This window comes from Sorangium sp. So ce128 (genome assembly GCF_051525245.1).
In the GTDB taxonomy this organism is placed as follows: domain Bacteria; phylum Myxococcota_A; class Polyangia; order Polyangiales; family Polyangiaceae; genus Sorangium; species Sorangium cellulosum_B.
Genome location: NZ_CP150313.1, coordinates 6,941,529 through 6,954,895, shown reverse-complemented (window position 1 = coordinate 6,954,895; position 13,367 = coordinate 6,941,529). Strand labels below are relative to the sequence as shown.

Here is a 13,367-nt window from a genome sequence, read left to right as displayed (position 1 = left end):
GCGACGGCAGGCAATGCGAGCGGGAGACGTCATCGACGGCCGGTTCGAGATCATGGAGCTCGCGGGCGCCGGCGGCATGGGCCACGTCTTTCGCTCGCGCGACCTCAAGACCGGCGAGACCATCGCCCTCAAGGTCCTCCAGAACGCCGCCTCCCAGGACTCGAACCGCCTCGCGCGCGAGGCGCAGGCGCTCGCCACGCTGCGGGTGCCGGGGGTGGTGCGGTACATCTCGCACGGCCGCACGGAGCACGGCCACCCCTACCTCGCCATGGAGTGGCTCACCGGCGAGACCCTCTCCCAGCGCCTTGCCCGGCAGACGTTCACCCTGGAGGAGAGCCTCAAGCTCGCCCGGCGCGTCGCGACCACCCTCGGCTCCGTGCACCGGCTCGGCGTCGTTCACCGCGATCTCAAGCCGAGCAACCTGCTCCTCGTCGGCGGCACCATCGACCGCATCACGCTCATCGATTTCGGTGTCGTCCGGATGTCCGGCATCGACCAGCAGCTCACCATGCCCGGCGCCATCCTCGGCACCCCCGGCTACATGGCGCCGGAGCAGGCCCGCGGCGAGGCGCATGTCGACGCGCGCGCCGACGTCTTCGCGCTCGGCTGCCTGCTCTACAAGTGCATCTCGGGGCGCGCCCCGTTCCGCGGCGCGCGCGGGCTCGCCGTGCTCGTCAAGGTGCTGATCGAGGAGCCGCCGTCGCTCCGGTGGCTCCGCGACGACGTGCCCGAGGCGCTCGACGCGCTGGTCCAGCGGATGCTGTCGAAGTCGCCCGAGGGGCGGCCGAGCGACGGCAACGCGGTCGCGATCGAGCTCGCCGGGCTCATGGATCCCGCGGCGATCTCCGTCCGCCCGCCCGCGATGTCCGTCCGCCCGCCGGAGCTCACGACCGGCGAGCGCAAGGTGATGTGCCTCGTCCTCGCGCGCGACGGCCTCTCCGCCGCCGATCCGTCTCCCCCCGAGGTCGACGAGCAGGCGCGCGCGCAGGCGCTCTCGACCACGGCGGCGCGCTACAAGGGTCAGCTCGAGCTCGTCGACGCGCGGCTGCCGCTCGTCGTGCTGTCCGGCGCCGGCGCGACGACCGACCTCGCGGCCCGGGCCGCCCGCTGCGCGCTCGCCGTCCAGGCGCTCCTCGGCGGCGCGCCGGTCGCGGTCGTCACGGGCAGGGCGGAGATCGCCTCGCGCATGCCGATCGGCGACCTCATCGACCGCGTGGTCCAGCTGCTCCCCGAGGGCCGAGCGACGTCCCGCGCGCCGGCGATCCGCATCGACGAGGTGACGGCGGGCCTGCTCGGCGCGCGGTTCGAGATCACGTCCGACGGGGGTGGCCCCTGGCTCCACGGCGCGCGCGAGGAGCCGGAGGCGCCGCCCCACGTGCTCGGCAAGGCCACGTCGTGCGTCGGGCGCGAGCGGGAGCTCGCGCTGATCCGGGACGAGCTCGCCCGCTGCATCGAGGAGTCGACCCCGAGCGTCGTGCTCGTCACGGGGCCGGCGGGCATCGGCAAGTCGCGGCTCCGCCACGAGCTCGTCCGCGCGATCCGGGAGGACGGCGAGCCGGTCGAGGTGTGGCTCGGCCAGGTGGATCCGATGAGCGCCGGGTCGGCCTTCGGCCTGCTCGCGCACGCGCTCCGGCGGGCGATCGGCCTCACGGACGCCGATCCCGTCGAGGAGCGGCGGCGCAAGGTGCGGGCGCGGGTCGAGCGGCACGCGGCGCTCGACGCCGCGCGGGTCGCGACGTTCCTCGGCGAGCTCGTCGGCGCGCCGTTCCCGGACGATGACGTGCAGCTCCGGGCGGCGCGGCGCAACCCGATGCTCATGGGCGATCAGCTGCGCCTCGCCTGGGAGGACTTCCTGCGCGCCGAGTGCGCGGTGCAGCCGGTCCTCCTCGTGCTCGAGGACCTGCACTGGGGCGATCTGCCCACGGTCACGATGGTCGACGCCGCGCTCCGGAACCTGAAGGACCGGCCGTTCATGGTCATGGCGCTCGGCCGGCCCGAGGTGCACGAGCTCTTCCCGAAGCTGTGGGACGAGCGGCGCGGGCACAAGCTCCGCCTCGCGGGGATCTCGCGCCGGTCGAGCGAGCGGCTCGTGCGCCAGGTGCTCGGCGAGCGCGAGAGCCCGGCGCTCGTGGCGACGCTGGTCGAGCGCGCGGACGGCAACGCCTTCTACCTCGAGGAGCAGATCCGCGCGGCGGCGGCGGGCAAGGGCGTGGACCTGCCCGAGACGGTGCTGGCGATGGTGCAGGCGGAGCTCGACGCGCTCGACGTGGGCGCGCGGCGCGCGCTGCGGGCCGGGGCGATCTTCGGCGAGACCTTCTCGCGGAGCGGGGTCGCCGCGCTGGTCGGCCGGGCGGAGGTCGAGCCGCTGCTCGCCGAGCTCGAGGTGCGGGAGCTCATCGTCCGGCGTTCGGTGGAAGGCGCGCCGGAGGCGGCCGAGTACCGGTTCCGGCACGCGCTCGTGCGCGAGGCGGCGTACGGGATGCTGACCGATCACGATCGCCGCCTCGGCCACCGGCTCGCCGGCGAGTGGCTCGAGCGGACGGGCGTGGCGGATCCGATGGCCCTGGCCGAGCATTTCGAGCGCGGCGGCGAGCCGGCGCGGGCCGCGGCGGCGACCCTGCGCGCGGCCGAGCAGGCGCTGCTCGGGAGCGACCTGGGCGCGGCGATCGAGCGCGTCGAGCGCGGCATCGCGCGCGGCGCCTCGAAGGCGACGGCCGGGGCGCTGCGGCTCTGCCAGGCGGAGGCGCACCTCTGGCGGGGCGAGTTCGCGCTTGCGGAGCGGCGGGGGACCGAGGCCCTGGAGCGGCTCGCGCCCGGGTCGGCGCCGTGGTTCTCGGCGCTCACGCAGGTGATCCTCGCGGCCTCGAAGCGCGGCAACCACGACCAGGTCGAGGGCCTGCTGCGCCTGGCGCAGGGCACCGAGGCGCGGCGCTCGGCGCGCCCCGCGCGCAGCGTGTGCCTGTGCGCGGGCGCCGGGCGGCTCGTGTTCGGAGGGCGGTACCAGCTCGCGGACGAGCTGCTCGACGGGATCGAGCAGGACGCCGAGGAGACCGAGCAGGAGGTCGAGGTGCTGGCGCGGCTCCACGAGGCGCGCGCGTACCGGGCGATGGCGGTCGGCGATCCCGGCGCGTGCCTCGCGGGCTTCGAGGCGGCGCTCGCGGCGTTCGAGCACGCGGGGGATCGCCGCAACGCCTGCTGGGCGAGGAACAACCTGGGCTCCTGCTACGCGGAGCTCGGCGATTTCGAGGGCGCCGACGCGGCGCTGCGCGCGTCGCTCGCGGACGCGGAGCGGATGGGCCTGTCGGACGTCCGGCTCGGCGCGCTCCTCAACCTCGGTCCGGTGCTCGCGCAGCAGGGCCTCGTCGAGGAAGCGCGGCGGACGGCGGAGGAGGCGATCGCGACGTCCCAGCGCCTCGGCGACGCGCGCGGGGAGGGCGCCGGGCGGGCGTGCCTCGCGAGGATCGTGCTCCAGGCGGGCGATCTCGGGGGGGCCGAGCGCGAGGCGCGCGCCGCGGTCGCGATCCTGTACGGCGCGCCGCCCTTGCGGGCCTTCGCGTACGCGGTGCTCGGGCGGGCGCTGCTCGACGCGGGGCAGGCGGTGGACGCGCTCGCGGCGACGACCGAGGCGCTCTGCCTGCTGGAGTCGATGGGGGCCGAGGTGGGCGAGTCGCTGGTGCGCCTCTCGCACGCCGAGGCGCTCTCGGCCTGCGGCCACCGGCGGGAGGCGGTGATGGCGATCGCCTCGGCGCGGGAGCGCCTGCTCGAGCGGGCGCGAAAGATCGGCGATCCGGTGTGGCGCGGGAAGTTCCTCGGCAATGTGCCGGACAACGTGGCCACGCTGGAGCTGGAGCGGCGCTGGCTGGACGCCTAGCCCGCTCTACGCCGCCGGCGCGCTCAGAGGAACTCGCAGAAGTAGCCGGTGGGCTGGGTGGCCCTGACGTCGAAGCCGCTCTTGCCTGCCACCTCGAACGACGTCCCTGCCGGATAGGCACGCCATTCCGTGGAGCCGTCGATGCGGATCGCGAGCTCCCCGGCGACGACCGTCATCCGCTCCGGCGCCTCGGTCGAGAAGTGGAACTCGCCGGTGTCGATGACACCCACCGTCTGCCGGCGCCCATGGCGCTCGAAGCCGACGCTCTGGACGTTGCCGTTGAAGTAGCTGTTGTGCTTGAGCATGGCGCCCTCCTACCGCGTCCCGCCGAGAGAGACCAGCGCGCTCGCGTCGCCGCGCACGCCTTCACCAGGCTCCCCCGGCGGGGCTCCGCTCGGCTCGGTGGCGGGGATGCCCGCGTCGTCCTCCTCTTGCGGAGCCTGCGCCGGCTTGCTGTTCGCGTAGCGCTTGCCCGCGCGGCTCGAGGCCCGGAGCACGGGCCCGCGGATGATCTCGATATCGCGCGCCGGAGCGCGCGAGAGCTCGAGGTTGGAGAGCACGAGCGCCACGATCTTGAACCACTGGCTGCGCGCGGCCTGGATCGTGGTCTTGCTGGCGGGGGCGGTGGTCTCGGTGGCCTCGATCTCCGCGCGGGCGCGCTCGAGCGTCTGGAGCTCCCGGCCCTTGGCGAGCCAGCGCTTCACGACATCGAGCAGCGACGCCTTGCCGTGGGCGGGGACGGACCTGAGGAAGCCGGCGATCCCGGGCTCGTCCTCGAGGAGGCGAGCGATGCGCGTTGTGTTGCCCGCCTCGGCGAGCGTCGAGGCGTTGACGATGGACAGGCCGCCCGGGAAGAGCTGCTTCTGGACGGCATCGCACTGCGCGGCGCGGGAGGCGTCCGAGGGCGCTTCGGCGAGGCAGAGCTCGCGGTGCGCGTCGATACCGTAGGATACGGCCCGCGCGAGATGGTCGTGGCGCCGATCGACCTCGCTGGTCTCGTCGATGATGGCGCGCAGCTTCGACGACATGCGGTCTCCGCCGCTGCTCGGCTGGACCGCGAGCACAGCCTCGTGGGCCTCCACGACCCGCGGGTGGAGCGCCGCGATCTCGGGGATCGCCAGGAACAGCCGGCGTTGCTCCGGGTCCTCGACCCACGGGGAGAGGAGCGCGACCATCTCGTCGATATTCAGATGCTTCAGCATGAGAGACACCTCCTGATGGGGTGATAAGGGCAATGCCTGAGGGCGCATTGCTGACGAACAGGCAAGGGAAGTCCTGTCGTGTCGTCCGTCAAGGGCGGTGTTGCGCCGGTTTCGTGCGGTGTTCGCACGGGAGCTGGGCTCTTGCATGCGGTTTGAATCGTCCGGAATGGAGGGAGGGTAGGGGAGCGGGCCTGGAGGGGGCGTCTCGTGCGGGATATCGCCTTGGAAGGCGGGCGGGTCGGTGTGGGACCGAGAGAGGTGGCTTCGGAAGGCGGCGCGGAGAGGTCGCGACGTGGCGGCGTCGCCTCGGCAGGGGGGCGGGTTGGGGCGGGACCGAGAGAGGAGGCCTCGGAAGGCGGCGCGGAGAGGTCGCGACGTGGCGGGGCCGGCTCGGGAGGGGGGCCGATCGATCTGGGATCGAAAAGGACGGCCTCGGAGGGGGGGGCGGGTCGATCCTGCCCGCCAGCCCCCCGCTCAGCCCCCCGCGCCGACCGGCAGCCGCAGCGCGACCTCGAGCCCGCCGCCGTCCGCGTTCCTCGCCTCGACTTCGCCGCCGTGGATCCGCACCGCCCGCTGCGTGATGGCCAGCCCGATCCCCGTGCCGCCCGCGCCGCGCGCCCTGTGGTCGTCGACCCGGTAGAACGGCCTCCAGATGTCCGCGAGCGCGCCCTCCGGGACGCCCGGGCCGCGATCGCGGACGCGCACCTCGGCCGTCCCGCCGGAGCACTCGAGATCGACGCGGACCGCGGTGCCCGGCTCGGTGAAGCGCACCGCGTTGCGCACGACGTTCTCGATGGCGCGCCGGAGGAGCTCCTCGTTCCCGTCCAGCGAGCACGCGTCGCGCGCCCCGAGCTCGACCGAGCAACCCCGCTGCTCGGCCTCGAACGCGGCGTCCTCGACCAGCTGCTCCAGGAGCGCCGCGAGATCGACCCGCTCGGTGCGCTCCATGCCCCGGCCCGACTCCAGGCGGCTCAGCGTGAGCAGCTCGCCGATCATCCCGTTGAGCCGCTCCGTCTCCCGCTCGATCCGGTCGAACGCAGGCTCCACGTCCGGCGGCGAGCGCCGGCGGACGAGCTCGAGCGCGATGTTGAGCCGCGCGAGCGGCGACCGGAGCTCGTGAGAGACGTCGCGAAGGAGCCGGCGCTGCGTCTCCAGGAGCTCGTCGATGCGCTCGGCCATCCGGTCCATGTCGCGCCCGAGCGCCAGCGTCTCGCCGTCCGCGCCCGCGAGCTTCTGCGCGACGCGCACCGAGAGATCGCCCGCGGCCATCCGCTGGGTGGCGCCGCGCAGGATGCGGATCGGACGGGACAGGTACCGCGCGAGGAGCACCGCGACGAGCCCGGTGACGGCGACGATCGCGAGGAGCCGCTGGGGCAACGTCTCCGGCACGATGAAGAACATCCACGGCGACCGGACCGGACCGGCCGCGACCGCGGCGAGAGCAGGGTCGCGGCGCAGGACGACCGCGACGAGCTCCCGCTCCTCGCCGACCTCGATGGCGATGCCGTCGGCCGAGCGCCTCGCCCTGTCCTCGGCGAGCGGCGCGCCCTCGACGGGCTCGCCCATGACGAGCGCGCCGGCCCGGTAGACAGCGACGCGCTGATCCCGCGGATCGAGCGGCGCGAGGCGCTGCTCGCAGCCGGGGAGCCCTTCCCGCGCGCAGGCGAGCGCGCCCTCCGCCCGGAGCTCGACGCTGCGCGTGTTCAGCCGGCGGCGCAGCCCGCTCGGCTCGGCGGAGAACGCCCAGCCGTGGATCACCGCGAGCAGGCCGACGAGCAGCGCCATGGCGAGCCACAGCGAGACGAGGAGGCGCAAAAAGAGGCTCTTCACGGCCGCCCTCCGGGGAGGAAGCGCTTCACGCGCGCTCCCGCGCGAGGATGTAGCCCGCGTTGCGGACCGTCTTGATGCGCTCGCCGCCGCCAGGCCCGGGCCCGAGCTTGCGGCGGAGGTTCGAGACGTGCATGTCGATGCCGCGGTCGTACGCCGCGAGCCGGCGTCCGAGGACGCGCCGCGCGAGATCCTCGCGCGAGACCACCGTCCCCGCCTGCCGCGCCAGGACCTCGAGCAGGTCGAATTCGGCCGTGGTGAGCCGGACCTCCTCGCCGCGGACACGGACGCGCCGCGCGGCGGGGAGCACCTCGAGATCGTCGACCGTCAGCGCGCCCTGCGCCTCGGCGGCGGAAGGACCGGCCGCCGCGCCCGGCCCAGCCGCCGCGCCAGCGTGAGAGGCGCGCCGGTGGAGCGCCCGCACGCGGGCGACCAGCTCGCGCGGGTTGAACGGCTTCGGCAGGTAGTCGTCGGCGCCCATCTCGAGGCCGACGATGCGGTCGACGTCCTCGCCCCGCGCGGTGAGCATCAGGACAGGGACCCGCGAGCTCTGCCGCAGCCGCGTGAGGACCTCGAACCCGTTGAGCCCAGGCAACATCACGTCGAGCACCACGAGCGTGAACGGCCTCTCCTTCTCCTCCTGCGCGCGCGCGAGGCCGGAGATCGCGTCGCGCGCGCTCTCCACGGCGTAACCCTCCTGACCGAGCAGCTCGGCCAGGAGCTCGCAGAGCTCGGCGTCGTCGTCGATGACCAGGATCTGGGGCGGATCCGCCATGTCGCGACTGTAGCGCGGCTGTCGCACCGCCGTGTAAGGCCTGGTCAAGAGGCGTCTTGACGAATCTTTACACGACCAGGACACCTCTTGAGACACTGCCCTTTAGCTTGCGGTGCATGACGTTCACTCGCTCGATTCGCTTGCCGTGGCTGGCGTCTCTCGCCCTCGCCGCCACGTGCTCGCTGAGCGTCGCGGCGCGCGCCGAGACGCTCACCGCCGAGGAGGCGGTCCGCCGCGCGGCCTCCCAGAACCCGTCCCTCCGCGCGGCGCTGCTCGAGGCCACCGCGGCGCGGCAGGCCGTCGCCGCCGAGGAGGGCGCCCGCAGGCCCACGCTCTCGGCCTCGGTGACCGGACAGTACCAGGAGAGCTATGGCAGGGTCGCCGACGCCAACGGAGGCGCGCCGGGCAATGGAGCCGGCGCGCTCCAGCGCTCCGGCGGCACGTCCGTCGCGTCGAACGCGGCGCTGCGGTACACGACCGACGTCGGGACGAGCCTCGAGGTGGGCGCGTCGGCGCGCTCGCCCGCGGACGGGACCCCGGGGCCGAACTACGGCGCTCAGGCCTACGTCTCGGCGCGGCAGCCGCTGCTGCGGGGGGCCGGGACCGACGCGGTCCTCGCGCCCTACGCGCAGGCGCAGGCGTCGGCCGTCGCCGCGGAGCAGGAGCGCGAGCTCGCCGCGAGCCAGACCGCGCTCGACGTGCTCGGGGCGTACTGGGAGCTCTGGTACGCGGAGCAGGCGATCCTCGTGCAGGAGCAGGCGCTCGCGGCCGCAGAGCGGCTGCTCGCCGACGCGAAGGCGCGCGCCGAGACCCTCGGCACCGGCACGAAGGTGGACGTCCTGCGCTTCTCGACCTCGGCCGCGTCGATCGCGGACGCGCTGTCGCAGGCGCGGGCGACGCGCGCGGCGCGGGCGATCGCGCTCGGGCGCGCGCTCGGCATGGCCCCGGCGAGCGCGGCGTCGCTCGCCCCGACCGGCGCGCCGCCGTCCCTCGGGGCCCTGCCGTCGGCCGACGCGCTCGTGCGCGCGGCGAGCGAGCGGTCGCTGGAGCTCGCGGCCCTGCGCGCCGACCTCGACGCGCAGCGCGCGCGGGTGAGCGCGGCGGAGGACGCGGACCAGATCCGCCTCGACCTGTTCGCGACGGCCTCGATGGACGGGCAGTGGGTGCGCGACGGCCTGCCGGGGCTCTCGCTGCCGGGCGGCCGGCCCGCGTTCGGGGTGCTGGGCGGGATCGAGGTCGAGCTGCCGATCGGCGGCGGCAGGGCGTCCGCGGACGCGGCCCGCGCGCGCACGCAGCTCGCGGCCGCGGAGGCGCGGTACCAGGCGCGCGCCGAGGCCATCGCGGCCGACGTGAGCTCGCTGCGCGCGAGCCTCGAGGCCGCGGCCGAGCAGGTCGCGCTGGCCACCGAGACGGCGCGCATGGCGGGCGAGCTGGCCGAGGCCGAGCGCCAGCGGCTCTCGCTCGGGACCGCGACGTCGGCGGACGTGGTGCAGGCGGAGCAGACGCGGAGGGAGGCGGAGCTCCGCAGGCTGCGGGCCGCGGTGACGGAGCTGACGTCGCGCCTCCAGCTCGATCACGAGACGGGCGCGCTGCTCGTCCGCTTCGCGTCGGTGCTCCCCAGGAGGTCGTCATGAACAGGAACAAGAAGCGCTACCTGATGTCCGGCGTGGCCGCGGTGCTCGTGGCGAGCTTCGCGATCGGCGGGTACGCCTGGTACAAGCAGCCCGAGAAGACCCCCGCCGGCCCCACCGTCGAGATCCGCCGCGGGAGCCTGACCGAGACCGCGGCAGCGTCCGGGAAGATCGAGCCCGACGTGCAGGTCGAGGTGAAGTCGCGCGCCCCGGGGCAGGTCATCGAGGTGCTCGTGAAGGAGGGCGATACGGTCGAGGCGGGGCAGCTCCTCGTGCGCCTGGACCCGACGGACGCGGAGCGCGATCTCGCCGAGGCGCGCGTGGCGCGCGACCGGGTGAAGGCCGATCTCGCCGCGGCGAACGCGTCGGTCGCGGTCGCCGAGCTCGAGCGCAAGAACAGCCAGGCGAGCCAGGAGGTCGCCGAGAAGAGCGCCGAGATGGGCCTCGGGCCGACCGACGCGGCCCGCACGGCGGCGCACTCGACGAAGGTCGCGGGCGCCAACATCACGCTGCGGCGGGCGCAGCTGAGCTCGACCCAGGCGCAGCTCAAGGCGGCCGAGCTGGCGGTGCAGGACGCCGAGACGCGGCTGAAGGAGACGCAGATCTACGCGCCGATCGCCGGGACGGTGCTCGACGTGGCCGTGGAGAAGGGGACGCTCGTCTCGTCGGCGCTCACCAACGTGAGCGGCGGCAGCGCCGTGATGACGCTCGCCGATCTGTCGAACCTGCGCATCGTCGGCGCGATCGACGAGGCGCAGATCGGGCGCGTCGCGCCGGGCCAGCGGGTCGACATCCGCGTCGACGCCTACGGGGACCGGGTGTTCCAGGGCGTTGTCGACCGCGTGAGCCCGCTCGGCAAGGAGGTGTCGAGCGTCGTGACCTTCGACGTCGAGATCGTCGTCAAGGACAAGGACGCGTCGCTGCTCCGGTCGGGGATGAGCGCGGACGTGGAGATCGTGACCGCGGAGCAGAAGGACGTGCTGCTCGTGCCGCTCCTGGCCGTGCAGTCGCAGGGCAAGCGGCGGTTCGTGCGGCTCGCGAGCGGCGAGGAGCGGCCGATCCAGACCGGGGCGACGGACGGCTCGCAGATGGTCGTGACCGAGGGGCTGAGCGAGGGCGACGACGTGCTCGCGAGCGCGCCCGTCTCGAGCGCGGCGGGGCCGCAGGGCCAGGGGCAGGGGCAGCGGCAGGGCGGCGGCCAGAACCCGATGCGGGGGATGGGCATGGGGATGGGCGCCAGTCGAGGAGGGCGCTGAGATGGACGTCCCGGTCCTCGTGAGCGGGCTCTCGAAGGTGTACCACGCCGATCGCGAGGACCTCGCGGTGCGGGCGGTCGACCGGATCGGCTTCGAGGTGCGCCGGGGCGAGTCGGTGGCGATCATCGGGCCCTCCGGCTGCGGGAAGTCGAGCCTGCTGAACATCCTCGGGTGCCTGGATCGGCCGACGGAGGGCACCTACCGGCTCGGGGGGCGCAACGTGGCGGAGCTCGACGACGACGAGCTCGCGGCGCTCAGGAACCGCCACATCGGGTTCGTGTTCCAGAGCTTCAACCTGCTGCCGCGGATGACGGCGGCGGAGAACGTCGAGCTGCCGCTGCTCTACGGGGCGGTGAAGAACAGCCGCGCGCTCGCGGAGGGCGCGCTCGAGCGCGTGGGGCTCGCGGCGCGCGCGCGGCACCTGCCGTCGGAGCTCTCCGGCGGGCAGCGGCAGCGCGTGGCGATCGCGCGGGCGTTCGTGACGCGGCCGTCGATCCTGCTGTGCGACGAGCCGACGGGCGCGCTCGACAGCAAGACGGGGCGCGACGTCCTGGAGCTGCTCCTGTCGCTGAACGCGGACGGGACGACGCTGATCATGGTGACCCACGACCTCGGCGTGGCGCGGTCGCTCTCGCGCGCCATCCACATGAGGGACGGGCACATCGTGGCCGACGGGCCTTCGGCCGACGTGGTGTCGGCGTTCCACGCGGGCGAGATGGAGGCGGCATGTTGATCAAGGAGACGGCGAAGAGCGCGTGGCGCTCGCTCGCCTCGAACCGCCTGCGCACGCTGCTGACGATGCTCGGCATGATCATCGGGACCGCGGCGGTCGTGGCGGTGCTCGGGATCGGGGAGGGCGCGCGCAGCAGCGTCGAGGGGCGGATCCGGTCGCTCGGCGCGAACCTGCTGATGGTGCGCCCGGGGTCCGCGTCGGCGAGCGGGGTCCGGTCGGGCACGGTGAAGACGCTGACCGAGGACGACGCCGAGGCGCTCAAGGGGCTCGACGGCGTGGCGGCGATCGCGCCGGAGCGGAGCGGCAGCGCGCAGCTGCGGTACATGGCGAGCAACCTGAACGCGTCCGTGACGGGGATCACGCCGGCGTACCTCGAGGTCCGCTCGCTCTCGGTGGCGAGCGGCGTCTCGTTCTCCGACCTGGACGAGCAGCAGCGGGCGCGCGTTGTCGTGCTCGGGGCGAACGTGGCGCGGCAGCTCTACCCGGGGGCGTCGCCGCTCGGGACGCGGCTCCAGATCAACGGGAATGCGTTCCGGGTGGTCGGGGTGCTGGCGGAGAAGGGGTCGGGCATGGGCTCGCCGGACGACGGCGTGTTCGTGCCGCTGTCGACGCACCGGTCGGTGCTGTTCGGGCAGGATCACCTGTCGACGATCTCGCTGCAGCTGGCGAGCGAGGATCGGTCCGACATGGTGATCGCGCAGCTGGAGCAGCTGCTGCGCCTGCGCCACCGGCTGCGCGCGGATCAGCCGAGCGATTTCGAGGTGCGGTCGCAGGCCGAGATGCTGGCGACGATGGGGCAGATCACGGGCACCTTCACGATGCTGCTCGGCAGCGTGGCGGCGGTGTCGCTGATCGTGGGGGGCATCGGGATCATGAACATCATGCTGGTCTCGGTGCGGGAGCGGACGCGCGAGATCGGCGTGCGGATGGCGGTCGGGGCGCGGCGCGGGGACATCCTGCGGCAGTTCCTTGTCGAGGCGGTCGTCGTGTCGCTCGCGGGCGGCGTGGCCGGGGTGGGCCTGGGATACGGCGCGGCGGTGCTGCTGTCGCGGTTCGGGGAGTGGGCCACCATCGTGCCGACGTACGCGGTCGGGCTGGCGCTCGGGGTGTCGATCCTCATCGGGATCACGTTCGGCGTGGGGCCGGCGAGGCGCGCGTCGAGGCTCGATCCGGTGGAGGCGCTGCGGTTCGAGTGAGCGGCAATGGGGGCGGCACGGGTTGAAGGCGCGAGTCTCGGGCGTGCGGGACGATCAACCAACATGACCAAGACACATGATCGCCGGTCGTCGTCCCGAGGACCGACTCGCTGGCCTGAAGGAGACTCGTTCCCGCTGCCCGCGCCCATCGCGAGGGAATGCGGACTCCGCTGGTTCTGGGCCGCTCATCGCTCCACGCACACCTGAACCCACGTCGCTGCGCGGCGGTCCGTTCTGGCCGATCACGCAGCATTTGTCGGCGCAGCGCTGAGCTCGCCATTGCTTTTAGGTGCCGGCGCGCCGCCGGCTCGCTATCCTGTGGTGGGATGGATGTCCTGCTGCAGAACGACCACCTGACGGTCACCCTCGATCAGGAGATGTCGATCGTCCGCAGCACCCGCTCCGAGGTCCCCTATCCGTCTCCCGACGATTTCATCCGGGTCCACTCCGAAGCGCTCAAGGTCTACGAGTCGCTCGATCGCTGGTGCCTCGGCCACCTGCTCGACCTCCGCCGGGCGCCCATGAACAACGATCCGGCGTTCGAGGCCGCGACGATGCGCACGCGCAGCATGCTCGTCAGCGAGTTCGCGTGCGTCGCCATCGTCGTGCGGACGGCGGTCGGCGCCCTCCAGGTGAACCGGCTCCTGCGTGAGGAGAACAACGACCATGTCGTCGTGCTTCAGGACGACGACGCCGCCGTGGGAGTTCTCCTCGAGGAGCTCGGAAAGCAGGTGCGCCGGTCCAGCGCGCCGCCGCACAGCCGCCCCCGGAGCTCCCATCCCCATGCGTGGATGCGCCCCGCCAGGCAGCGCTGAGCCCGATCATCCGTCCGGCGATGTGGGCGATGTGAAGGTGGCGCTGGCGCCCGGAGCGAGG

At 73.8% G+C, this 13,367-nt stretch carries 10 protein-coding genes; 6 read left to right on the top strand and 4 right to left on the bottom strand.

What is annotated here, in order from left to right:
* The first annotated feature begins 13 nt into the window (after positions 1-13).
* Positions 14-3,871, top strand: coding sequence for a serine/threonine-protein kinase (locus WME82_RS26395; protein WP_438037555.1), 3,858 nt, complete (start codon positions 14-16; stop codon positions 3,869-3,871).
* Between the two features lie 23 nt (positions 3,872-3,894).
* On the opposite strand, the gene WME82_RS26390 is transcribed toward WME82_RS26395, so the two are convergent.
* From WME82_RS26390 to WME82_RS26375, 4 genes are all read right to left on the bottom strand, one after another.
* Positions 3,895-4,176, bottom strand: coding sequence for a pyrimidine/purine nucleoside phosphorylase (locus WME82_RS26390; protein ID WP_272093724.1), 282 nt, complete (start codon positions 4,174-4,176; stop codon positions 3,895-3,897).
* A gap of 9 nt (positions 4,177-4,185) precedes the next feature.
* Positions 4,186-5,073: a hypothetical protein gene (locus tag WME82_RS26385; RefSeq protein WP_438037554.1), complete on the bottom strand. Its 888-nt coding sequence runs from the start codon at positions 5,071-5,073 to the stop codon at positions 4,186-4,188.
* 474 nt (positions 5,074-5,547) lie between these two features.
* Entirely contained in the window at positions 5,548-6,903 is a 1,356-nt protein-coding gene (locus tag WME82_RS26380) for an ATP-binding protein (RefSeq protein ID WP_437739235.1), read from the bottom strand.
* Positions 6,904-6,928: 25 nt separating this feature from the next.
* Positions 6,929-7,675: a response regulator transcription factor gene (locus WME82_RS26375; RefSeq protein WP_437739234.1), complete on the bottom strand. Its 747-nt coding sequence runs from the start codon at positions 7,673-7,675 to the stop codon at positions 6,929-6,931.
* A 116-nt stretch (positions 7,676-7,791) separates the two neighbouring features.
* Here WME82_RS26375 and WME82_RS26370 point away from each other — a divergent pair, with 116 nt between their 5' ends.
* From WME82_RS26370 to WME82_RS26350, 5 genes are all read left to right on the top strand, one after another.
* Positions 7,792-9,309: a TolC family protein gene (locus WME82_RS26370; protein WP_437849708.1), complete on the top strand. Its 1,518-nt coding sequence runs from the start codon at positions 7,792-7,794 to the stop codon at positions 9,307-9,309.
* A complete protein-coding gene (locus WME82_RS26365; protein WP_438037553.1) occupies positions 9,306-10,562 on the top strand; it encodes an efflux RND transporter periplasmic adaptor subunit in 1,257 nt (418 codons plus the stop codon). Before WME82_RS26370 ends, WME82_RS26365 begins: the two co-directional genes overlap by 4 nt.
* A 1-nt stretch (position 10,563) precedes the next feature.
* Positions 10,564-11,295 (top strand): ABC transporter ATP-binding protein, encoded by a 732-nt coding sequence (locus WME82_RS26360; RefSeq protein ID WP_437911367.1) that lies wholly within the window; start codon positions 10,564-10,566, stop codon positions 11,293-11,295.
* Positions 11,289-12,491: an ABC transporter permease gene (locus tag WME82_RS26355; RefSeq protein ID WP_438037552.1), complete on the top strand. Its 1,203-nt coding sequence runs from the start codon at positions 11,289-11,291 to the stop codon at positions 12,489-12,491. The genes WME82_RS26360 and WME82_RS26355 overlap by 7 nt, the downstream gene beginning before the upstream one ends.
* Positions 12,492-12,817: 326 nt before the next feature.
* Complete coding sequence (locus WME82_RS26350; protein ID WP_438037551.1) at positions 12,818-13,306, top strand: hypothetical protein; 489 nt, start codon at positions 12,818-12,820, stop codon at positions 13,304-13,306.
* Positions 13,307-13,367 lie beyond the last annotated feature (61 nt).

What these genes read in the sequence shown, in the direction of transcription:
- WME82_RS26395 (WP_438037555.1), top strand. Translation starts at nt 14, where the DNA reads ATGCGAGCGGGAGACGTCATCGACGGCCGGTTCGAGATCATGGAGCTC.
- WME82_RS26390 (WP_272093724.1), bottom strand. Translation starts at nt 4,176, where the DNA reads ATGCTCAAGCACAACAGCTACTTCAACGGCAACGTCCAGAGCGTCGGC.
- WME82_RS26385 (WP_438037554.1), bottom strand. Translation starts at nt 5,073, where the DNA reads ATGCTGAAGCATCTGAATATCGACGAGATGGTCGCGCTCCTCTCCCCG.
- WME82_RS26375 (WP_437739234.1), bottom strand. Translation starts at nt 7,675, where the DNA reads ATGGCGGATCCGCCCCAGATCCTGGTCATCGACGACGACGCCGAGCTC.
- WME82_RS26370 (WP_437849708.1), top strand. Translation starts at nt 7,792, where the DNA reads ATGACGTTCACTCGCTCGATTCGCTTGCCGTGGCTGGCGTCTCTCGCC.
- WME82_RS26365 (WP_438037553.1), top strand. Translation starts at nt 9,306, where the DNA reads ATGAACAGGAACAAGAAGCGCTACCTGATGTCCGGCGTGGCCGCGGTG.
- WME82_RS26360 (WP_437911367.1), top strand. Translation starts at nt 10,564, where the DNA reads ATGGACGTCCCGGTCCTCGTGAGCGGGCTCTCGAAGGTGTACCACGCC.
- WME82_RS26355 (WP_438037552.1), top strand. Translation starts at nt 11,289, where the DNA reads ATGTTGATCAAGGAGACGGCGAAGAGCGCGTGGCGCTCGCTCGCCTCG.
- WME82_RS26350 (WP_438037551.1), top strand. Translation starts at nt 12,818, where the DNA reads ATGGATGTCCTGCTGCAGAACGACCACCTGACGGTCACCCTCGATCAG.